Origin of the sequence: Aeromonas lacus (assembly GCF_000764665.1) — a bacterium.
GTDB classification, from domain to species: domain Bacteria; phylum Pseudomonadota; class Gammaproteobacteria; order Enterobacterales; family Aeromonadaceae; genus Aeromonas; species Aeromonas lacus.
In genome coordinates this window covers 57,566-78,741 of record NZ_JRGM01000136.1, presented here as the reverse complement: position 1 = coordinate 78,741, position 21,176 = coordinate 57,566, and the positions used below count along the sequence as shown (strand labels likewise).

At 60.7% G+C, this 21,176-nt stretch carries 18 protein-coding genes; 9 read left to right on the top strand and 9 right to left on the bottom strand.

Annotated features, from left to right (window positions below; translation table 11 throughout):
• Nucleotides 1-28: 28 nt before the first annotated feature.
• Nucleotides 29-1,405, top strand: coding sequence for a Trk system potassium transporter TrkA (gene trkA / locus LG31_RS0112335; protein WP_033114770.1), 1,377 nt, complete (start codon nucleotides 29-31; stop codon nucleotides 1,403-1,405).
• A gap of 96 nt (nucleotides 1,406-1,501) precedes the next feature.
• A complete protein-coding gene (locus LG31_RS0112330; RefSeq protein ID WP_033114769.1) occupies nucleotides 1,502-2,944 on the top strand; it encodes a TrkH family potassium uptake protein in 1,443 nt (480 codons plus the stop codon).
• A 492-nt stretch (nucleotides 2,945-3,436) separates the two neighbouring features.
• Here LG31_RS0112330 and typA read toward each other — a convergent pair whose 3' ends face one another.
• Nucleotides 3,437-5,248: a translational GTPase TypA gene (typA, locus tag LG31_RS0112325; protein ID WP_033114768.1), complete on the bottom strand. Its 1,812-nt coding sequence runs from the start codon at nucleotides 5,246-5,248 to the stop codon at nucleotides 3,437-3,439.
• 351 nt (nucleotides 5,249-5,599) lie between these two features.
• Here typA and glnA point away from each other — a divergent pair, with 351 nt between their 5' ends.
• The 5 genes from glnA (at nucleotide 5,600) to add (ending at nucleotide 11,412) form a co-directional block, all read left to right on the top strand.
• A complete protein-coding gene (glnA, locus tag LG31_RS0112320; protein WP_033114767.1) occupies nucleotides 5,600-7,009 on the top strand; it encodes a glutamate--ammonia ligase in 1,410 nt (469 codons plus the stop codon).
• Between the two features lie 114 nt (nucleotides 7,010-7,123).
• Nucleotides 7,124-7,705 carry a DUF4124 domain-containing protein gene (locus tag LG31_RS0112315; protein ID WP_033114766.1) on the top strand — a complete coding sequence of 194 codons (582 nt, stop codon included), beginning with the start codon at nucleotides 7,124-7,126 and terminating at the stop codon, nucleotides 7,703-7,705.
• A gap of 80 nt (nucleotides 7,706-7,785) precedes the next feature.
• Nucleotides 7,786-8,841 (top strand): nitrogen regulation protein NR(II), encoded by a 1,056-nt coding sequence (gene glnL / locus LG31_RS0112310; RefSeq protein ID WP_033114765.1) that lies wholly within the window; start codon nucleotides 7,786-7,788, stop codon nucleotides 8,839-8,841.
• 9 nt (nucleotides 8,842-8,850) lie between these two features.
• Nucleotides 8,851-10,269: a nitrogen regulation protein NR(I) gene (glnG, locus tag LG31_RS0112305; RefSeq protein WP_033114764.1), complete on the top strand. Its 1,419-nt coding sequence runs from the start codon at nucleotides 8,851-8,853 to the stop codon at nucleotides 10,267-10,269.
• 141 nt (nucleotides 10,270-10,410) lie between these two features.
• Nucleotides 10,411-11,412: an adenosine deaminase gene (gene add, locus LG31_RS0112300; protein ID WP_033114763.1), complete on the top strand. Its 1,002-nt coding sequence runs from the start codon at nucleotides 10,411-10,413 to the stop codon at nucleotides 11,410-11,412.
• A gap of 149 nt (nucleotides 11,413-11,561) precedes the next feature.
• Here the strand turns inward: add and rmuC are convergent, their stop codons facing one another.
• Nucleotides 11,562-12,902 (bottom strand): DNA recombination protein RmuC, encoded by a 1,341-nt coding sequence (gene rmuC, locus LG31_RS0112295; protein ID WP_050513456.1) that lies wholly within the window; start codon nucleotides 12,900-12,902, stop codon nucleotides 11,562-11,564.
• Nucleotides 12,899-13,114 (bottom strand): hypothetical protein, encoded by a 216-nt coding sequence (locus LG31_RS0112290; RefSeq protein ID WP_033114762.1) that lies wholly within the window; start codon nucleotides 13,112-13,114, stop codon nucleotides 12,899-12,901. Before LG31_RS0112290 ends, rmuC begins: the two co-directional genes overlap by 4 nt.
• Nucleotides 13,115-13,255: 141 nt before the next feature.
• Between LG31_RS0112290 and LG31_RS0112285 the strand changes: the two genes are divergently transcribed.
• A complete protein-coding gene (locus LG31_RS0112285) occupies nucleotides 13,256-13,777 on the top strand; it encodes a ferredoxin-type protein NapF (protein ID WP_033114761.1) in 522 nt (173 codons plus the stop codon).
• 53 nt (nucleotides 13,778-13,830) lie between these two features.
• Here LG31_RS0112285 and LG31_RS0112280 read toward each other — a convergent pair whose 3' ends face one another.
• From LG31_RS0112280 to aptA, 6 genes are all read right to left on the bottom strand, one after another.
• The gene (locus LG31_RS0112280; RefSeq protein ID WP_033114760.1) at nucleotides 13,831-14,283 is read right to left on the bottom strand and encodes an Rrf2 family transcriptional regulator; all 453 of its coding nucleotides are present in this window, start codon (nucleotides 14,281-14,283) and stop codon (nucleotides 13,831-13,833) included.
• A 334-nt stretch (nucleotides 14,284-14,617) separates the two neighbouring features.
• The gene (locus tag LG31_RS0112275; RefSeq protein ID WP_033114759.1) at nucleotides 14,618-15,457 is read right to left on the bottom strand and encodes a PfkB family carbohydrate kinase; all 840 of its coding nucleotides are present in this window, start codon (nucleotides 15,455-15,457) and stop codon (nucleotides 14,618-14,620) included.
• Between the two features lie 106 nt (nucleotides 15,458-15,563).
• Entirely contained in the window at nucleotides 15,564-16,535 is a 972-nt protein-coding gene (locus LG31_RS0112270; RefSeq protein WP_033114758.1) for a LysR substrate-binding domain-containing protein, read from the bottom strand.
• A gap of 155 nt (nucleotides 16,536-16,690) precedes the next feature.
• Entirely contained in the window at nucleotides 16,691-17,419 is a 729-nt protein-coding gene (locus LG31_RS0112265; RefSeq protein ID WP_033114757.1) for a glutamine amidotransferase-related protein, read from the bottom strand.
• An 83-nt stretch (nucleotides 17,420-17,502) separates the two neighbouring features.
• Nucleotides 17,503-18,999, bottom strand: a complete 1,497-nt coding sequence (locus LG31_RS0112260; RefSeq protein WP_033114756.1) for a CoA-acylating methylmalonate-semialdehyde dehydrogenase — start codon at nucleotides 18,997-18,999, stop codon at nucleotides 17,503-17,505.
• Nucleotides 19,000-19,090: 91 nt separating this feature from the next.
• Nucleotides 19,091-20,422 (bottom strand): omega-aminotransferase AptA, encoded by a 1,332-nt coding sequence (gene aptA / locus LG31_RS0112255; protein ID WP_033114755.1) that lies wholly within the window; start codon nucleotides 20,420-20,422, stop codon nucleotides 19,091-19,093.
• Between the two features lie 186 nt (nucleotides 20,423-20,608).
• On the opposite strand from aptA, the gene LG31_RS0112250 reads away from it, so the two are divergent.
• A complete protein-coding gene (locus LG31_RS0112250) occupies nucleotides 20,609-21,151 on the top strand; it encodes a cupin domain-containing protein (protein WP_033114754.1) in 543 nt (180 codons plus the stop codon).
• Nucleotides 21,152-21,176: the final 25 nt, after the last annotated feature.

Below are 21,176 nucleotides of genomic sequence, written 5' to 3'. Positions count from 1 at the left end.
ACTGCCTCAACGTGAGTAGACGTTCCCTATGAAAATCATCATTTTGGGAGCCGGCCAGGTCGGCGGCACTCTGGCCGAGAACCTGGCCGGAGAGAACAACGACATCACCATCGTCGATACCGACAGCGAGCGCCTGCGCGAACTGCAGGACAAGTTTGACCTGCGGGTAGTCAACGGCCATGGCGCTCACCCCAAGGTGCTGCGCGAAGCGGGGGCTCAGGATGCCGACATGCTGGTCGCCGTCACCAACAGTGACGAGACCAACATGATCGCCTGTCAGGTGGCCTACTCCCTGTTCAACACTCCGAACAAGGTGGCGCGGATCCGTTCGCCCGCCTATCTGACCGAGCGGGATCGCCTGTTCCTGCCGGAATCGGTGCCGGTGGATCACCTGATCGCGCCGGAGCAGCTGGTGACCGACTATGTGCGTCGCCTGATCGAGTACCCGGGCGCCCTGCAAGTGGTTGATTTCGCAGGTGGCCGCGTCGGTCTGGTGGCGGTCAAGGCCTACTACGGCGGCCCTCTGGTCGGCAATGCCCTCTCCACCCTGCGCGAGCACATGCCCAATATCGAGACCCGGGTGGCAGCCATCTTCCGTCAGGGCCGCCCAATCCGCCCGCAAGGCACCACCATCATCGAAGCGGATGACGAGGTCTTCTTTGTCGCCGCCGCGGGCCATATCCGCGCCGTGATGTCGGAGCTGCAGCGCCTCGAGAGCCCCTACCGTCGCATCATGATCGTCGGTGGTGGCAACATCGGTGCCGGTCTCGCCCGTCAGCTGGAGAAGCGCTACAGCGTCAAGCTCATTGAACGTAACCAGAAGCGGGCGGAGCAGCTCTCCGAACTGCTGGAGAACACCATCGTCTTCTGCGGCGATGCAGCGGATCAGGAGTTGCTGGCCGAGGAACATATCGACCAGATCGACGTCTTCATCGCCGTGACCAACGAGGATGAGGCCAACATCATGTCGGCCCTGCTCGCCAAGAAGATGGGCGCCAAGAAGACCATGGTGCTGATCCAGCGCGGCGCCTACGTCGATCTGGTGCAGGGTGGTTCCATCGACATCGCCATCTCGCCGCAGCAGGCCACCATCTCGGCCCTGCTGACCCACGTGCGCCGGGCCGATATCGCCAACGTCTACAGTCTGCGCCGCGGCGCCGCCGAGGCGATCGAGGCGATTGCCCACGGCGACGAGAACACCTCCAAGGTGGTCGGCAAGACGGTGGGCGAGCTCAAGCTGCCGCCGGGTACCACCATAGGTGCCGTGGTGCGTGGGGATGAGGTGCTGATCGCTCACGATCGCACCAGGATCCAGCAGGATGACCACGTGGTCATGTTCCTGGTGGACAAGAAGTACATCCCGGAAGTGGAACGGCTGTTCCAGCCCAGCCCCTTCTTCCTGTAACGGGCCCATGGCCGCTCACTGTCACGCCAGACCCGGCTCAGCCCCAACAGAGGGATGGTCCGGGTCTTTTTTCAATCACCGACCAGGTTATCGAACATGATCAAGCTGCGTCCCATCATCTTTACTCTCGGGCTGGTGCTCTCCAAGCTGGCGCTCTTCATGTGGCTGCCGACCCTGCTGGCCCTGCTGACCGGCTCCGAGGGGTTCGTCGAGTTTCTTAAATCGGTGCTCATCACCCACGGCGCCGCCCTGCTCTGCCTCCATTACGGGCGCAAGGCGGAGTTCCATCTGGGGGTACGGGAGATGTTCCTGCTCACCACCTCGGTCTGGGTGGTGGCCTGTATCTTCGGGGCGTTGCCCTTTGTCTTCATCACCCACATCAACTTTACCGACGCCTACTTCGAGACCATGTCCGGGGTGACCACCACCGGCTCTACCGTGCTCTCCGGCCTCGACAACATGGCTCACAGCATCCTGCTGTGGCGATCCATCCTGCAGTGGCTGGGCGGGGTCGGCTTTATCGTGATGGCGGTGGCGGTGCTGCCCTACCTCAACGTCGGCGGCATGAAACTGTTCCAGACCGAGAGCTCGGACTGGTCAGATAAAAGTGCGCCACGGGCCAAGACGGTCGCCAACAACATCGTAGTGGTCTATCTGGTGCTCTCCATGCTCTGCATGATGGCCTACTGGGCCAGCGGCATGACGCTGTTCGAGGCGATCAACCACTCGATGACCACCCTCAGTACCGGCGGCTACTCCACCTCCGATCAATCCATGTCCCACTTCTCCAACTCGGCACACTGGATTGGCACCCTGTTCATGTTCCTCGGTGGCCTGCCCTTCCTGCTCTATGTGCAGAGCCTCAACCACCGGGATTACAGCCTGTTCAAGGATGCCCAGGTGCGCGGCTTCTTCTGGCTGGTGGTGTGGGTCACCGTCATCATGACCTTCTATCTGTGGGAGAGAGACCTGTTCGGCTTCTGGGATGCCCTACGCATCAGCTGCTTCAACATCGTCTCGGTGCTCACCACCACGGGCTTTGGCCTCGGTGACTTCGGCACCTGGGGGCCGCTGGCCAGCATCACCTTCATCGTGCTGCTAGCGCTTGGCGCCTGCTCAGGCTCGACTGCGGGCGGCCTCAAGATCTTCCGGGTACAGGTGGCCTTTGCCCTGTTCAAGAAGCAGATGCGCCAGCTGATGCACCCCTCCGGCGTATTTCCCCAGAAGTACAACGGCCGGACGGTCAACGATGCCATCATCCGCTCGATGATCTCCTTCGTGCTGGCCTACTTCACCATCATTCTGGTGATCGCGGCGCTGCTGGCCGCCATCGGGCTAGACCCCCTCACCTCCATCTCCAGCTCCATCACCGCGGTTGCCAACGTGGGGCCAGGGATGGGGCCGGTGGTGGGCCCCAGCACCAACTTCGCCAGCCTGCCCGACTCGGCCAAGTGGCTGCTGTCGTTCGGCATGCTGCTGGGCCGACTGGAGATCCTGACGGTCGCGGTGCTGTTCTTCCCCTCGTTCTGGCGCCAGTAACACGCAAGTAGCGACGCCCTCCACCGGTTGATAGCAACCGGTGGAGGGCGTCGTCTTTTATGCCCCCGGATCGGGCACAGCCCTGTAACGGCCTGGCATGAGCCGCAGAGTGCTTCAGGCAGCCGAATTCGTTCGCATAAGATAAAGTTGGGCCATTAAGGCTAAGTCCATAAATTAAATTTATAGCGATTGATTTGGCTCACTCATAAGGCCCCGCCCCTGCCAGCAGGCCCGGTAAAGCCATCTTCCGATCTGCAGAGCCCTGCTTTCAGAACACGCCCACAGCCCCAGCCATGGCGAGCCAGATACAACTCCAAAACGAATGCCCATTGATAGCCTGCCATGCTCGGCAGCAGCGTTTATCCGCAAAGCAAGGTGCAACCGATCAGCCCAGCCCAACGCAAATAAAAAAAGGCCCAAACCGGAGGTTTGGGCCTTTCTATCAGCGAATCGTCAGCAGCCGCGAGGGCTACCGGGACTCAGCACATGGGATTAACCACGGCCAGAGCGCTTGCGATCCAGCTCGGTCAACAGCTTCTTACGGATACGGATGCTCTTCGGAGTCACTTCTACCAGCTCATCGTTGTCGATGAACTCGAGAGCCTGTTCCAGAGTCATGCGGATCGGCGGAGTCAGAACCTGAGCTTCGTCGGTACCGGAGGCACGCATGTTGGTCAGCTGCTTACCTTTCAGGCAGTTAACGGTCAGGTCGTTGGAACGGGAGTGGATACCGATCACCTGGCCTTCATACACTTCGGTCGCGTGACCGATGAACAGACGACCGCGGTCTTGCAGACCGAACAGGGCGTAAGTCAGTGCCTTACCGGTAGCGTTGGAGATCAGCACGCCGTTCTGACGCTCACCGATGCTGCCACCCTTGTGCGGACCGTAGTGGTCGAAGGTGTGGTACAGCAGACCGGTACCGGAGGTCATGGTCATGAACTCGGTCTGGAAGCCGATCAGGCCACGGCTCGGGATCATGAAGTCCAGGCGGACACGACCCTTGCCATCCGGGGTCATGTTGGTCATTTCGCCCTTACGCAGACCCAGCTGCTCCATCACGGAACCCTGGTGCGCTTCTTCCACGTCCACAGTAACGGTTTCGAACGGTTCTTGCAGTTCGCCGTCAACGGTACGCAGGATTACTTCCGGACGGGATACCGCCAGCTCGTAACCTTCGCGACGCATGTTTTCGATCAGGATGGAGAGGTGCAGTTCACCACGACCGGATACGCGGAACTTGTCCGGATCATCAGTCTCTTCCACGCGCAGGGCCACGTTGTGGACCAGCTCCTGGTTCAGACGCTCCAGAATGTTGCGGGAGGTCACGAACTTGCCCTCTTTACCAGCGAACGGTGAGGTGTTGACCTGGAAGGTCATGTTCACGGTCGGCTCGTCGACGGAGAGCGGCGGCAGCGCTTCAACAGCACCGTTGTCACAGATGGTGTCGGAGATCTTCAGCTCGCCCAGACCGGTGATGGCGATGATGTCGCCAGCTTGCGCATCGGCAACTTCGGTACGGGACAGGCCCAGATAGCCCAGCACCTGACCGACTTTACCGTTGCGGGTCTTGCCGTCGGCACCAACGATGGTGACCTGCTGGTTGGTCTTGACGCGACCACGAGTGATACGGCCGATACCGATAACGCCCACGTAGGAGTTGTAGTCCAGCTGGGAGATCTGCATCTGGAAACCACCGTCAGCATCAGCCTTCGGCGCTTCAACGTTGTCGACGATGGCCTGGAACAGCGGCTCCATGTTCTCGGACTCGACGTCCTGATCCATGGTGGCCCAACCGTTCAGTGCAGAGGCGTAAACCACTTTGAAGTCCAGCTGTTCGTCAGTCGCGCCCAGGTTGTCGAACAGGTCAAATACCTGATCCATTACCCAGTCAGGACGAGCACCCGGACGGTCAACCTTGTTGATGACCACTATCGGCTTCAGACCCTGAGCGAACGCTTTCTGGGTCACGAAACGGGTTTGCGGCATCGGGCCGTCTACGGCGTCAACCAGCAGCAGCACGGAGTCAACCATGGACAGTACGCGCTCTACTTCACCACCGAAGTCGGCGTGACCCGGGGTATCAACGATGTTGATGCGGTAGTCATTCCAGCGGATCGCAGTGTTCTTGGCGAGAATGGTGATGCCACGTTCCCGTTCCAGATCATTGGAGTCCATGATCCGTTCCTGGCCTTCCGTGGAGCGGTCCAGGGTACCGGACTGCTGCAGCAGTTTGTCCACCAGCGTCGTTTTGCCGTGGTCAACGTGCGCAATAATCGCAATATTGCGTAAATTCTCTAACATTCTCGCCTCAATCACCGGGTAAAATTGGGCGCTAATTGTACTCTTGCCTTTGTGATCTGCCTAGCAGAATTGCAGTACATTCGCGCATGACAACGGATCTGGATCATAGACCTCGTCTGTAAACCCTGCTTATATGGGGTGCGACCGCATCTTGCGCACTATTTCAGTGCACCAAAACGATCCACGGTCGCACCATTTTGATGCAACACCAGTCGAGATTGCCTGCTTTTGGGGAACCACCGAGACGGGATTGCCCTGAAATCAGGCTGTCACAAACTTGGCACGATACTGGCTTATGTGAATACGACGACGCATTCACCCAGAGAGTTTTAACACCGGAGGTTATTTAGCATGTCAGTCCAGAACGTTTTGGCCCTGATCCAGGAACACGAAGTCAAGTTTGTTGATCTGCGCTTTACCGACACCAAGGGCAAAGAGCAGCACGTATCCATCCCTGCCCATCAGGTTGATGAAGATTTCTTCGAAGACGGCAAGATGTTCGACGGCTCCTCCATCGGTGGCTGGAAAGGCATCAACGAATCCGACATGGTACTGATGCCGGATGCCGCCTCCGCCAAGCTGGATCCCTTCACCGAAGAGACCACTCTGAACATCGTGTGTGACGTGCTGGAGCCTGCCACCATGCAGGGCTACGACCGCGACCCGCGCTCCATCGCCAAGCGCGCCGAAGATTTCCTGAAGTCCAGCGGCATCGCTGACACCGTGCTGTTCGGGCCGGAGCCGGAATTCTTCATGTTCGACAACATCACCTTCTCCAATACCATGGGCCACAGCTTCGTGAAGATCGAATCCGAAGAAGCTGCCTGGAACTCCGGCACTGCCTATGAGCATGGCAACAAGGGTCACCGTCCGTTCGTGAAAGGCGGTTACTTCCCGGTTGCGCCGGTTGACTCCTCCCAGGACATCCGTGCCGCCATGTGCTTGGTGCTGGAAGAGATGGGCCAGGTTGTTGAAGCTCACCACCACGAAGTGGCTACTGCCGGTCAGAACGAGATCGCTACCCGCTTCAATACTCTGACGCTGAAGGCGGACGAAGTGCAGGTGCTGAAGTACGTGATCCACAACGTAGCCCACGCCTACAACAAGACCGTCACCTTCATGCCGAAACCCATGTTCGGTGACAACGGCTCCGGCATGCACTGCCACCAGTCTCTGGCCAAGAACGGCGTCAACCTGTTCGCCGGCGACCTGTATGGCGGTCTGTCCGAGATGGCGCTGCACTACATTGGCGGTATCATCAAGCACGCCAAGGCCATCAACGCCTTCGCCAACCCGACCACCAACTCCTACAAGCGTCTGGTTCCGGGTTATGAAGCACCGGTCATGCTGGCCTACTCTGCCCGCAACCGCTCTGCCTCCATCCGTATCCCGGTGGTTCCGAGCCCGAAAGCCCGTCGTATCGAAGTGCGCTTCCCGGATCCGGCAGCCAACCCGTACCTGGCCTTCGCAGCTCAGCTGATGGCCGGTCTGGACGGTATCATCAACAAGATCCATCCGGGCGATGCCATGGACAAGAACCTGTACGACCTGCCGCCGGAAGAGGCTGCAGAAGTACCGACCGTTGCCGGCTCTCTGGACGAAGCACTGGCCGCTCTGGATAGCGATCGCGAGTTCCTGACCCGTGGCGGCGTGTTCAGCGATGACTTCATCAACTCCTACCTGGAACTGAAACAGCAGGATGTTGACCGTGTGCGCATGACCCCGCACCCGCTGGAGTTCGAGCTGTACTACTCCGTCTAAGCCGGGAACAGCTGTCCGGTTAATCGGACCAGCTTGCCCAATCGTGACAAAACCCGCCATCTGGCGGGTTTTTTCTCTGATAGGATTAAGCAAGATACCGTCAAGGAGAGATGGATGAACAACAAGTATGGCATCGGGCTTGTCGCCCTCCTGTTGCTGACCTCGTTTGGTACGCATGCCGCCAAGGTCTACTCCTGGGTCGATGGCAATGGCGTCACCCACTACACGGATGCACCACCTCCCGGCAAGAAGGTAAAGGAAGTCGATCTGCGCACGGCCCCCTTCTTAAGCGGTGCCCCCCGTTCGGTACAGGTGGAGAACTTCAACTCCCTGACCGGCGTCGATGCCAACAAGAAGAAAGAGGCGACCAAGCTGGTCATCGCCCTGCTTTCACCGGAACAGGGCAGCACCCTGCGCGACAACACTGGCAATATCGTCTTTCAGGGCCAGATCAGCCCCAAACCCCCCACCCAGTATGATGTCCGGTTGACTCTGGATGGCAAAGCAGCTCCCCTTGTCAGCAACAGCCTCTCGATCCGGGTCGAAAACGTCGACCGCGGCGCCCACGAGGCCCAGCTCGAACTGCTTACCAAAGACGGTACGATCCTTGCTAAATCCACTCCAGTCACCTTTTACCTGCATAGAGCAAGCGTGGATCCGGCTCCCAAACCCACCCCCAAAGCCAACCAGGGGTGATATAGCGCACCGATGCGGGTAAACTCAATGCACCATATCGGTGCATTACAGGTGCACAGCACCGTTTTAGGGAGAAACCTGTGCCAACCCGCTCGGACAATGCCAAAACACTCTTGGATAATTTGCTGACCGCCGTGATCCTGATGGATGATCGGCTCTGCATCCAGTTCGTCAACCCGGCGGCTGAACAGCTGCTCTCCCTCAGTGAACGTAGGCTGATCGGCATCGAACTGCCCCATCTGCTGGAACATATCTCCCTCGACCTGCAACGACTGAAACAGTGCCTCGTTTCAGGGCAGGGCTTTACCGATAGCGAAGTGACTCTGGTGGTAGAGGGAGAACCGCGGCTGGTAGAGCTGAGTGCTACTCCCATGGCCGACCACGAGCAGCGCCTGCTGGTCGTGGAGCTGCGCAAGATCGACCAGCAGAAAAAGATCAGTCAGGAGCAGCAGCAGCATGCCCAGCAGCTGGCAGCCAAGGAGCTGGTACGTGGTCTCGCCCACGAAATCAAGAATCCCCTCGGTGGCCTGCGCGGCGCGGCCCAGCTGCTGCAAAAAGAGCTGCCGGACCCGGCCCTGCGCGAATATACCGGCATCATCATTGAACAGGCTGACCGGCTGCGGGTACTGGTCGATCGGCTGCTCGGCCCCCAGCGCCCCGGCCGCCACCAGATGCACAATGTCCATTCGGTACTGGAGCAGGTACGCCGACTGGTGGAGCTGGAGCTGCCACCCTCGGTTCGCATCGAGCGGGATTACGACCCCAGCATCCCCGAATTCGAGATGGAGCCGGATCAGCTGCAGCAGGCGTTTCTCAACATAGTGCGCAACGCCGCCGAAGCGCTGGGCGATCAGACCGGGCTTATCCGTATCAAGACTCGCACCGCGTTCCAGATCACCATCCACGGCCAGCGCTACCGGCTGGCGGCGGAGATCAAGATCATCGACAACGGCCCCGGTATTCCGGATGCCATCCGCGACACCCTGTTCTATCCCATGATCACCGGCAAAGAGGGCGGCACCGGGCTTGGCCTCTCCATCGCCCAGAACCTGATCGACCAGCACAAGGGGAAAATCGACTGCATCAGCTGGCCGGGCCACACCGAATTCACCATTTTTCTACCGCTTCGCAAGTAAGGGAACACCATGACAGCCAAAGTGTGGATCGTCGACGATGACAGCTCTATCCGCTGGGTGCTGGAGCGCACTCTCGGCAGCGAAGGCTTCAACTGCGAGAGCTTTGCCGATGGCGAAGCGCTGCTGCATGCCCTTGAGCTGCGCTCGCCCGATGTGATCCTCTCCGATATCCGGATGCCGGGTATCGACGGCCTGAGCCTGCTGGAGCAGATCCACCGCCGTCAGGCCGATCTGCCCATCATCATCATGACCGCTCACTCGGATCTCGACAGCGCAGTCAACGCCTACCAGCGCGGCGCCTTCGAGTACCTGCCCAAACCGTTCGACATCGACGAAGCAGTGACACTGGTGCGCCGCGCCGAGAATCACCTCAAGGAGCAGCGCACCAAGCGCAAGGCTCGCCAGCAGGAGACCACCGCCACTCCCGAGATCATTGGTGAGGCGCCGGCAATGCAGGAAGTGTTTCGCGCCATCGGCCGCCTGTCACGATCCAGCATCTCGGTGCTGATCAACGGCCAGAGCGGTACCGGCAAGGAACTGGTCGCCCATGCGCTGCACAAACACAGCCCGCGCGCCCACAAGAACTTTATCGCCCTCAACATGGCGGCTATCCCGAAAGATCTCATCGAATCGGAGCTGTTCGGTCACGAGAAGGGGGCCTTTACCGGCGCCAACAACATCCGCCACGGCCGCTTCGAGCAGGCCGACGGCGGCACCCTGTTTCTCGACGAGATCGGCGACATGCCGCTGGATGTGCAAACCCGGCTGCTGCGGGTGCTGGCCGATGGCCAGTTCTACAGGGTCGGTGGCCACCAGCCGGTGCAGGTGGATGTGCGGATCATCGCCGCCACCCACCAGAATCTGGAGAAAAGAGTGGCCGATGGCGAGTTTCGCGAGGATCTGTTCCACCGCCTCAACGTCATCCGCATTCACATCCCCGCCCTCAAGGAGCGCCGTGAGGATATTCCCCAGCTGGCTCGTCACTTCCTGCTGCGCGCCGCCAAAGAGCTGAACGTGGAGGCCAAGAGCCTGCATCCGGATACCCAGGCCTATATCAGCCGCCTGCCCTGGCCGGGCAACGTGCGCCAGCTGGAGAACGTCTGCCGTTGGCTCACCGTGATGGCCTCCGGTCAGGAGGTGCTGGTGAGCGATCTTCCCCCCGAGTTGCTTACCCCCATCACCCACAACGCCGAGCCCGGCCAACCGGCGTTGCCCGGTTGCTGGCAGCAACAGTTGCAGGAGTGGGTGGCCAGCAAGCTGGCGCTGGGAGAGACAGACATCCTGGCCGATGCCATGCCCCAGTTCGAACGGATCATGCTGGAGACGGCGCTGGAGCACACCCATGGCCACAAGCAGGAGGCCGCCCGTCTGCTTGGCTGGGGTCGCAACACCCTCACTCGCAAGCTGAAGGAACTCGATCTCTCCTGAGTCCCGGGAAAAAACGATTCCCATCACGCCTTGGTAAATCACCGACCAATAAGACCCCGTTTGCCAGCAAACGGGGTATCTTTTTTGAAAGCCCCGCCTAGAATGGCAGGCTTTCAAACCTGACTCGACGAGGGCGCCCCCATGATTGACAGATCTCTCCCCCTGACCGACCTGCACCGCCATCTGGACGGCAACATCCGTCCGCAAACCATCCTCGAGCTGGGTCGCCAACACAATATTCAGCTGCCAGCCTTCGAGCTGGAAGCACTGCGCCCTCACGTACAGATCGTCGAGAACGAGCCTAGCCTGGTCGCCTTCCTCAAGAAGCTGGACTGGGGGGTAGCCGTGCTGGCCGACTATGACGCCTGCCGCCGGGTCGCTTACGAGAACGTGGAAGATCTGCTGCGCGCCGATATCGACTATGCCGAGCTGCGTTTCAGCCCGGCCTACATGGCGATGGCCCACAAGCTGCACCCGCAGGGTGTGGTGGAAGCCATCATCGATGGCGTGGCCGCTGGCAGCCGTGACTTCGGTATCAAGGCCAACCTGATCGGCATCATGAGCCGCACCTTCGGCACCGAGCAGTGCAATCAGGAGCTGGCCGCCTGTCTGGCCCACCGCGACAAGCTGGTTGCCATCGATCTGGCCGGTGACGAGCTGGGCTTCCCGGGGGAACTCTTTGTCGACCACTTCCGCAAGGTGCGCGATGCAGGCATGCGCGTCACCGTACACGCCGGTGAAGCCGCTGGCCCCGAGAGCATGTGGCAGGCCATTCGCGAGCTGGGTGCCGAGCGTATCGGCCACGGTGTCAAAGCGATTCAGGATCCGGCCCTGATGGCCTATCTGGCCGAGCACCGCATCGGCATCGAATCCTGCCTCACCTCCAACGTCCAGACCACTACGGTGGCAAGCCTGACTGAGCACCCGATCCGCCAGTTCCTGGCTGCCGGCGTGCTGGCCTGCCTCAACACCGACGATCCGGCGGTGGAAGGGATCGACCTGCCCCACGAATATGAGGTGGCCGCCCCGGCCGCGGGTATGACCGTGAGCGAGATCCGCACCGCCCAGCAGAACGGCCTGACCCTGGCCTTCCTGAGCGATAGCGAGAAAGCAGAACTGAGCGCCCGCGCTGCCAGCCGCTGATTAACAGCGGTAGAATAAATAGCAACGGCCCACTGAAGTGGGCCGTTTGCTTTGCGGATTTCTAATGATGGGTAAGCGCTGGGCAGACGGTAGATTGTAAAAGGCCCAAACCGGGTTTGGGCCTTTTACTGATTACTGTACGGGGAAAACTACTCCCGCTCCTTGTCACGCTCCAGCGCCCGCTCAACCAGCGGCTCGGGCAGGCTCTTGGTTACCTCCACCCCCAACTCGCGGAAACGCTCGACCTGCGCAATCAGGTTGCCACGACCGTTGACCAGCCTTCCCATCGCCTTGTCGTAGCTCTCCTGCGCCTTGTGCAGGCTGCCGCCCATCTGCTGCATCTCCTCGACAAACAGCCGCAGCTTTTCGTAGAGGCGACCGGCCCGCTCGGCAATCTGGCGGGCATTCTGATTCTGCCGCTCGTAGCGCCACAGGTTTTCAATGGTTCGCAGCGCCACCATCAGGTTGGTAGGGCTCACCAGCAGGATGTTGTTGTCGAGACCGTAACGCACCAGCGAGGGATCGGCTTCCATCGCAGTGAGGAAGGCGGGCTCCACCGCCACAAACATCAGCACATAGTCGAGGGTGCGCACCCCGGGCAACTGCTGGTAATCCTTGCGACCCAGCTCGCGGATATGGTTGCGCACCGAGGCGACGTGCTCTTTCAGCGCCACAGCCTTCTCCAGCTCGTCATCGGCGTTGTACCAGCGCTCGTAGGCGGTCAGCGACACCTTGGCATCGATGATGATGTCTTTGTCTTGCGGCAGGTGGACGATGACGTCAGGTTGGTAACGCTTGCCCTTCTCCACCTCGATATTGACCTGGGTGTGGTACTCGTGACCCTCGCGCAGACCGCACTCGCTGAGGATCCGCGCCAGCACCACTTCCCCCCAGTTGCCCTGCTGCTTGCTGTCGCCCTTGAGGGCTCGGGTCAGTGCCGCGGCCTCTTCGGTCATGCGGGCATTGAGCTCGGCGAGGCGCTCCAGTTCGAACTTGAGGCTGTGGCGCTGGGCCGTCTCCTGAGCGTGAGTCTCACCCACCTGACGACGAAAGCCCTCGAGCTGCTCTTTGAGCGGGGTGAGCAGCAGATCGAGGCTGTTCTGGTTCAATTCGCGGAAGTTGCCGGAGTTTTGCTCGAAGATCCGGTTGGCAAGGTTCTCGAACTGCTGGCTGAGGCGCTGCTCCGCCTCCTGTTGCAGTTGCAGCTTCTCGGCGGCAGCCAGCCGCTCGCTGCGCAGGGTCGCTTCCGCATCCTTGAGGCGGGCGGTGAGCTTGATGAGCAGGGTCTGCTGCTGATCCAGCTTCTGCTGCCCCTGTTGTCGCTCATCCTGCAACTCGTCAAAACGCTCCTGCAGTGCCTGATAACGCTCCTGTGCCAGCAGCAGCGCCTGAGCCTGCGCCGTGCTGCTGCGCCGACCAATCAGCCAGCCTGTTCCGAGGGCCAGCAGGGCGGCTGGCAGCAGGATGACCCAGAGCCCGGGCTCGATCATTTACGGCTCCGCTGGCGCAGGAAGAGTTCGAGATAGCGGTTGGCCAGCAGCCAGAGCAGCACGTAGATGAGGTAGGCGGCGAGCACCACCCACTTGTGGCTGTTGACCCCGGTATCGAGCTCGACGAACTCGATGCCCTTGATGCGGCAGTAGCCCCACATCAGCAGGGGAAAGATATAGAGCAGGGACGAACGCCAGAGAAATAACCACATATGTTTTCATTCAACCACGGAAAAGAGACCCGCCTAGCTTACACAAGGGCAACAGCCCTTGCGATCCTGACGGCTGCTATTCTCTGGCCTGCCCTCGCAAACTTCGATAAAATTAACCCCTAATAGGTATCAGGGGTGGGCATGACTCATTATTTCCTCCGTTGGCTGACACAAGGTTGGCAAGCTTCGCGCAAACCCGCAGTGGTTTGCCATGAAGCGCGCCCGCCGTGGGCGATCGAGGAGTCCCAGTACCTCACGCTCTGCACCCGCTGTGGCGAGTGTTTCAAGGCCTGCCCGCGCGGCCTGCTCAAACCGGCCACCCAGGAGGAGTACGAAGGGAGCCCGATTGCCGGCACCCCGGTGCTCGATCTCGCCTGCGGCCAGTGCAGTTACTGCGGCAGCTGCGCCAGAGCCTGTCCGACCGGTGCGCTCGACTTGCAACTGGGCCGTCAGGTGCAGACCCGGGTACAGATTGAAGAGAGCTGTCAGGCCCGTCAGGGCTTCTACTGCCTGCTTTGTGAAGATGCCTGCCCCCAGCAGGCGATCAAGGCCACTGCCGATGGCATCAACGTCAATATGGACGCCTGCAATGGCTGCGGTGCCTGCGGCCTCGCCTGTCTGCACGGCGCCATCACCCTGATCCGCCAGCCGGGCAATCGCTGACAAGCAAAAGGGGCCATCAGGCCCCTTTCACATCTGTTCTTGTTTCCTGCCCATCAGGCCATCGCCAGAATGGACTCCTGCTCGATGCCCAGCAGGTGACAGAGGCGGTTCGGATCGCGCACCGCATCGGCCAGGGTGTACTCGCCCAGCACTTCAAGGAAGGCGTTCATGGCGCGGCGCAGGATACCCTGAATGCGGCAGCCACCGGAGAGACGGCAGTTCTCGCGCTTGCAGTCGACCGGGCAGAGCACGTGCTCCATATCCATCACCACATCGCGCAGATTGATGGAGACCGCTGAACGGCCGAGGCGGATACCGCCATGCTTGCCACGCACCGTCTCGATGTACCCCTTGATGCCGAGCTGGTGCACTATCTTGACCACGTGGTTGCGAGAGATGCCGAAGGTATCGGCCACTTCGGTAATGGTCGACAGGCGATCGCCCGGCTGCACCGCCAGAAAGGTCAGGGTACGCAGGGCATAGTCGGTAAATCGTGTCAGTTGCATGGTCGCACTTGCCTCTTACTACAAGCCAGGAATCAGGACGACAACATTGAGCTAAGAGGCAGGAGACAACCGGTTTGCCTCTGTTCGCCATTGGTTCGCCAGAGGGGGGGGCCTGTCTCTTAATCTGAGTTGCGGAGTGACAAGGTTAAGAGCAGCACAACCGGGTGTCGATGAAGATGCACATAAATCGACACTTTCTTTGATTGATCGCAAACTTGCCGGGTTAGCCCGGCGTTTGCCTCCATTCTGGCGGCTAAATTTCCCGAAATTCCTCGCCGCCGCCCCCAACAGACAAGAGGGGAAATCCCCCTTCGAACAGTGAATGAACGGGGCGTCAGTGAGGCTGTTTCAGCCAGTTTTTCAGCGCGACCGAGGGGATTGAACTCTCGGAGGCGACGGCAAATGCGCCCCAGTCCACCGCACACTGCAACGCATCCTTGATGGCCATGCCCCGCGCCAGACCATGGATCAATCCACCCGCAAAAGCATCTCCCGCCCCCGTGGTATCGACCACCGAGACCGGCCGGGCGGCGACCCTAATCTGCTCCTCGCCGTGGATGGCCACCGCGCCTGCCTTACCCTCGGTCAGCACTAACCACTCCAGCTGCTCGCCCGCCAGCTGACAGGCGTGTTGCCAGGGGTCACTTACCTCGCCGAGATCGGAGCGGGAGGCCACCAGCACGTGGCAGGGACGGCGCGCCTGCCCCCCCTTGGGATACTGGGCTACCACGAAGCTCTTGCCGAGCATCTGGCGCATGTAGCTGATGATGGCGGTGCCGGGATAGTTCACATAGAGGCAGTCGATCCCCTCCAGCGGCAGATCTCCGGGCAGATCGGGACGCCGCGGGCGGCGCAGTATGGTGCGCTCGCCAGTGGAGTCCACCAGAATGAGCAGCTCGCCGGTCTCGCCGCCAAAGCGTTCCACATGTCTGCAATCCAGCCCATAACCAGCCGCCTGCTCCAGCAACCAGTCGCCGGTCTCGTCCAGCCCGATGCGGGAGGCAATGGTCACCTCGTGACCCGCCCACACCAGCCCGATGCCGGTGTTGGCCGCACCGCCCCCCAGCCTGCGCCCCTGATCCACGTATTGCAGCCGGGCCCCCGCCACCAGCGGTTCGGAGAGGGAGAGCACATGATCACAGTTGAGATTGGCAAGCAGCAGAATGCGGGACATAGAGACCTCGGACGATGGAGATAGCCCAAAAGAGACAGGCTGGACCCCGAGTAGAGCCCAGCCTGACAGAAGAGACAACCGGCAGCGATCGGGAATCCGATCGGGATCAATAGATGGGCAGCTCCACCCCGGCCAGCAGCTCGTCGATGCGCGCCTGGGTCGGCTGCTGCATCACGCTCTGGATCACCTCCTTGGTGAGGTGGGGCGAGAAGGAGCTGATGAAGTCATACATGTAGTTCTGCAGCAGAATGCTCTTGCTGAAGCAGATCTGGGCCGGGCAGGGCTTGAACAGATGCTCCAGATTGATGGAGACCAGCCCGGGGCTGTCGGTGTCGTTGGCCACCAACGAGGAGATGATGCCGATGCCAAAGCCCAGCTCCACATAGCGCTTGATCACCCCGGCATCCATTACCGTCATGTAGTAGCTCGGGGTCAGCCCCGCCGCCTGAAACACCTCGTCCTGCACCTGCCGACCGGTGGCACCGCTCTCGTAACTGAGAATGGGGTAGTGGCAGAGCTGCTCCAGCGTCGGCTTCTTCACCTTGGCCAGCGGGTGATCCTGCGGCACCACCAGCGAGAGGGTCCAGAGGTAAGCGGGCAGCGCGATCAGCTCCTTGTCGAAGCCAATCTCGTGGGCAACGATGGAGAAATCGGAGTAACCCTTGCTGATCTGCTCCTTGCTCGCCGACATCACCGGATGGAGGTGGAACGAGATCTTGGGGTACTTCTTGGTGAAGTAGGTAACCGATTTGGGCAGCAGGTAGCGGGCGATAGTGTGGGTAGTGTGGATGTTGAGGGTACCCACGGTCGGATCCAGATACTCGCGGGAGATCGCCTTGATCTTGCTCTCGATGTTGAGCATCGCCTCGGCACACTTGATGATCTCCTCGCCAACCGGGGTGATGCGATGCAGATGCTTGCCACGGCGCTCGAAGATCCGCACTCCCAGCTCGCTCTCCAGCAGGCCGATCTGCTTGCTGACCCCGGGCTGGCTGGTATAGAGCGCATCGGATGCCACCGAGACGTTGAGGTTGTGGTCCCGGATCGCGATCAAGTACTTCAATTGCTGTAGTTTCAAGGCTTCACCCTCTCAAGCTGGTGCGGCGATCACGCCAGACAAACAGGCCGCCACAAAGGGCGGCCAGTGTATCATCCGATCCCGACATCGCAGCGCTTGATCCTTCATTTTGCTACAAAATCTAGCACCCGAAGGGGGTCGCTGACAAACCGGGCTCAGGCCGCGCCGGCTTGCAGCGGCAGGATCCCCAAAAACTGCAGCAACCACTGCATCATGGTGGTCGAATCCACCTCCCCCTCCAGCGAGGAGAGGCTGCTCTGGTAACGCTCGTCGGGCAGCAGGCCACGGCGTCGCTCGATCAGCGCCCGGTTGTACTCCACCGAGAACTCGGGATGTCCCTGAATGGCCACTATGTTGTCCCCCTGCAGGAACATGAAGTTGGGACAAAAATCGTTGCCCGCCAGCCGGGTTGCTCCGGGGGGGAGCAGCGCCACCTGATCCTGATGGCTCGCCAGAATGCGGATATGATCCCGCGCCGGCGCCATCCAGGGGGCATCTTCCAGCATGGGGTGAACCGATACCCCCAGCCCCCATCCCTTGGTGGACTTCACCACCTCGCCACCGAGCGCCTGGGCTATCACCTGATGGCCGAAACAGATCCCGGCCAGCTTGACGTCGGCATCGTGGGCACGACGGATCCAGCCGCGCAGTGTCTGGATCCAGGGGATATCGCTATAAGCATCGTGGCGCGAACCTGTGATAAGCCAGGCATCACACTCGTGCAGATCCTCCGGCAACTCGCCATCGATGGCTGACCAGACCCGAAACTCCAGCTCGGGTGCCAGCGGCTGAAATCCCCTGATAAACATCTCTGAGTAGACGGGGCCAAAACGATCCGCCAGATCGGGATCCAGCCGGTCACAATCGAGAATTCCCAATCGCATCTGTTGCTCCTTTACAGAAGTGCCCCCGCAGACCAGCGATCTGCGGGGGCAAGAGAATCAAGTCATGGTAGTGAGCCTTGGGCTCACTTCATGGTTGGCATGGAGAACTCGGCTCCGCTGCGCAGGCTCTGGGGCCAGCGCGCCGTGACCGTCTTCATCCGGGTATAAAAGCGAACCCCATCCGGCCCGTGCATGTTGAGCGGCCCGAAAATGGAGCGCTTCCAGCCGCCAAAGCTGTGAAACGCCATCGGCACCGGAATGGGGACGTTCACCCCTACCATACCGACCTGCACCCGCGCCGTGAAGTCCCGCGCAGTGTCGCCGTCACAGGTAAAGATGGCGGTACCGTTGCCGTACTCGTGCTCGTTGATGAGCCGCAGCGCCGTCTCGTAGTCCGGCACCCGCACGATGGAGAGCACAGGGCCGAAGATCTCCTCGCGGTAGATGCGCATCTCGGGGGTTACCTCGTCAAACAGGCAGCCACCGATAAAGTAACCCTCGTCGTGGCTCAGCGTGCGACCATCGACTCGCAGCGTGGCCCCTTCTGCCACCCCCTGCTCCACGTAGCCGCGCACCTTTGCCAGATGCTCCTTGCTGATGAGCGGCCCCATCTCGTTCTCCGGGCTCTGGCCCAGCCCCGGGCCCACCCGCAGTTTTTCCACCAGCGGTGTCAGCTTGGCCACCAGCGCATCGGCGGTCTCGTCACCCACCACCACAGCCACCGAAATGGCCATGCAGCGCTCACCAGCAGCCCCATACGCAGCCCCCATCAGAGCGGAGACCGCCTGATCGAGATCCGCATCCGGCATCACCACCATGTGGTTCTTGGCGCCGCCCAGCGCCTGCACCCGCTTGCCATGGGCCGAGGCGGTGGCATAGATGTACTGGGCGATGGGGGTGGAGCCAACAAACGACACGGCTCCGACTCGCGGGTCAGTCAGCAGCACATCCACCACCTCCTTGTCACCGTTCACCACGTTGAGCACGCCGTCCGGCAGACCGGCCTCCTTGAGCAGCTCGGCCATCCGCAGCGAGAGAGAGGGATCCTTTTCGGAGGGTTTGAGAATGAAGGTATTGCCGCAGGCGATGGCAACCGGGAACATCCAGAGCGGCACCATGGCCGGGAAGTTGAACGGCGTGATACCGGCGCAAACCCCGACCGGCTGCATCATGGAGTAGCTGTCTACCCCGCGGCCGACGTTGAGGGAGTGCTCCCCCTTGAGCAGATGGGGAATGCCGCAGGCAAACTCCACCACCTCCAGCCCGCGGGTCAGCTCACCCTGCGCATCGGAGAAGACCTTGCCATGCTCGCGGCTGATGAGCTGGGCCAGCTCGTCCCTGTGCTGCTCCATCAACTCCTTGAAGCGGAAAAAGACCCGGGCCCGCACCAGCGGCGGGGTTTGCGACCACTCGGCAAAGGCGCGCTCGGCGATGGCGATCGCTTCCTGGCACTCGGCGGCGCTGGAAAGCCCCACGCTCCCCTGCTGCTTGCCACAGGCGGGATTGAAGATGGCCCCCTGGCGCTCGCTACGACTCTCCTGCGGCTGGCCGTTGATGAAGTTGCTGACCCTGTATGTCATGTATCCTCCGTGATGACTGATGTCGTGGTGGCGCAGCACTCGTCAAAACGAGGCAACGCAAGGCCCCGCCAGAGCGGGGCCACCAAATGGGTTAGGGTTGGGCCTGCAGGGCATCCTGCAGCAGGGTGAAGAGATCGTCGATCTGGCTGCGCTCGATGATAAGGGGCGGCGACAGGGCGATGATGTCGCCGGTCACCCGGATAAGCAGACCCTTCTCGAAGCAGCGGACGAACACCTCGTAGGCGCGCTTGCCCGGCGCATCCGGCATGGATTCCAGTTCGATGCCGGCCACCAGCCCGTAATTGCGCACATCCTTCACATGCTTGCAGCCCTTCAGCGAATGGGCTGCCTCCTCCCAGTAGCCCGCCAGATCGGCGGCGCGGCTGAGCAGGTTTTCGTTGCGATAGATCTCGAGGGTCGCCAGCCCTGCGGCCGCAGCCACCGGATGGCCGGAGTAGGTGTAGCCGTGGAACAGCTCGATGGCCCCTTTGCCTGCCGCCATCATGTCGTCATAAATGTGCTTCTGCACCAACACCGCCCCCATGGGGATGGCGCCGTTGGTGAGCCCCTTGGCGCAGGTGATCATGTCGGGGATGACATCGAACTCCTGTGCGGCAAAGGGGGAACCGAGGCGACCAAAACCGGTGATCACCTCGTCAAAAATCAGCAGGATACCGTGCTTGGTGCAGATCTCCCGTAGCCGCTTGAGATAGCCTTTGGGGGGCATCAGCACGCCGGTACTGCCGGCGATGGGCTCGACGATCACCGCCGCGATATTGCTGGCATCGTGCAGGAAGACGATCTTCTCCAGCTCGTCGGCCAGCGCCACATCCTCCTCGGGCAGCCCTTTGGTGAAGGCGTTTTTGGCGATGTTGAGGGTATGAGGCAGATGATCAACGCCAGTCAGCAGGGAGCCGAACCACTTGCGGTTGCCGGGAATCCCCCCCACCGAGATGCCGCCAAAACCGACGCCATGGTAGCCACGCTCGCGGCCAATCAACCGGGTGCGAGTGCCCTGACCACGCGCTCGCTGCCAGGCCAGAGCGATTTTAAGAGCAGTATCGACCGATTCGGAGCCGGAGTTGGTATAGAAGACGTGACCGAACCCCTTGGGGGCAATCTCCACCAGCTTGTTGGCCAGTTCGAACGGCAGCGGGTGGCCCATCTGGAAAGTGGGGGCGAAATCGAGGTGGGAAATCTGCTGGGAGACCGCCTCGGCAATCTCGCGCCGACCATGGCCCGCGTTGCAACACCAGAGTCCGGCTGTGCCATCCAGTATCTTGCGGCCATCCTCTGAGTGATAATACATCCCCTCCGCCGACTTCAGGATGCGCGGCGCCGCCTTGAACTGCTGGTTGGCGGTGAACGGCATCCAGAAGGCGGACATGTCGGAGGGGGTATTGATGTCGCTGATCGGTTTCATGGTCACCTCATCCTTAAGGTGTTTAGCAACTATCGGCCATTGCCTATTAAATTAAACACCTGAATCCTTAAAAAAGGGCTCATTATGGCCCTGTCTGATCTCACCCCAACTAGCTGTGCTGAACGGGGTGGTATAAGATATTTAACACAAATTTAATAATAGTAAACAGTCAAGGAGTGTCTATCGATGGATATCGGCCACCGCCTCAAGGCGGTTCGCACCAAAGCCGGCCTCTCCCAGCGCGAGCTGGCCAAACGCTCCGGCGTGACCAACGGATTCATCTCCCAGATCGAGAAAAATCAGGTGAGCCCGTCGGTTGCCTCCCTGCGCAAGGTGCTGGAAGGGATCCCCATGTCGCTGGCCAGCTTCTTTACCGACGAGACCGAAATGGACTCCGAAGTGATCTTTCGCGCCGCCGATATGCCGGATCTCGGCACCCATCCCATCAGTTACCGACTGGTGGGGCACAGCCGTGCCAACCGCGCCATCGGCATGATGCAGGAGATCCTGCCCGCCGGAGCTGACACCGGTGACGACATGCTGAGCCACGAGGGTGAAGAGTGCGGCATCGTCATCAAGGGCGAGGTTGAGGTGACCGTGGGCGAGCAGATCTATCTGCTGACGCCGGGCGATGGCTACTACTTCGACAGCCGTACCCCCCACCGTTTTCGCAATGTGGGCGAACAGGAGTGCGTGCTGATTTCGGCCAACACCCCCGCCAGTTTCTAACTGACAGACATCGGTTAAAAACGGC

Bases quoted from the DNA above. Each gene is read 5' to 3' on its own strand.
- trkA (WP_033114770.1), top strand. From the start codon at position 29: ATGAAAATCATCATTTTGGGAGCCGGCCAGGTCGGCGGCACTCTGGCC.
- LG31_RS0112330 (WP_033114769.1), top strand. From the start codon at position 1,502: ATGATCAAGCTGCGTCCCATCATCTTTACTCTCGGGCTGGTGCTCTCC.
- typA (WP_033114768.1), bottom strand. From the start codon at position 5,248: ATGTTAGAGAATTTACGCAATATTGCGATTATTGCGCACGTTGACCAC.
- glnA (WP_033114767.1), top strand. From the start codon at position 5,600: ATGTCAGTCCAGAACGTTTTGGCCCTGATCCAGGAACACGAAGTCAAG.
- LG31_RS0112315 (WP_033114766.1), top strand. From the start codon at position 7,124: ATGAACAACAAGTATGGCATCGGGCTTGTCGCCCTCCTGTTGCTGACC.
- glnG (WP_033114764.1), top strand. From the start codon at position 8,851: ATGACAGCCAAAGTGTGGATCGTCGACGATGACAGCTCTATCCGCTGG.
- add (WP_033114763.1), top strand. From the start codon at position 10,411: ATGATTGACAGATCTCTCCCCCTGACCGACCTGCACCGCCATCTGGAC.
- rmuC (WP_050513456.1), bottom strand. From the start codon at position 12,902: ATGATCGAGCCCGGGCTCTGGGTCATCCTGCTGCCAGCCGCCCTGCTG.
- LG31_RS0112290 (WP_033114762.1), bottom strand. From the start codon at position 13,114: ATGTGGTTATTTCTCTGGCGTTCGTCCCTGCTCTATATCTTTCCCCTG.
- LG31_RS0112285 (WP_033114761.1), top strand. From the start codon at position 13,256: ATGACTCATTATTTCCTCCGTTGGCTGACACAAGGTTGGCAAGCTTCG.
- LG31_RS0112280 (WP_033114760.1), bottom strand. From the start codon at position 14,283: ATGCAACTGACACGATTTACCGACTATGCCCTGCGTACCCTGACCTTT.
- LG31_RS0112275 (WP_033114759.1), bottom strand. From the start codon at position 15,457: ATGTCCCGCATTCTGCTGCTTGCCAATCTCAACTGTGATCATGTGCTC.
- LG31_RS0112265 (WP_033114757.1), bottom strand. From the start codon at position 17,419: ATGCGATTGGGAATTCTCGATTGTGACCGGCTGGATCCCGATCTGGCG.
- LG31_RS0112260 (WP_033114756.1), bottom strand. From the start codon at position 18,999: ATGACATACAGGGTCAGCAACTTCATCAACGGCCAGCCGCAGGAGAGT.
- aptA (WP_033114755.1), bottom strand. From the start codon at position 20,422: ATGAAACCGATCAGCGACATCAATACCCCCTCCGACATGTCCGCCTTC.
- LG31_RS0112250 (WP_033114754.1), top strand. From the start codon at position 20,609: ATGGATATCGGCCACCGCCTCAAGGCGGTTCGCACCAAAGCCGGCCTC.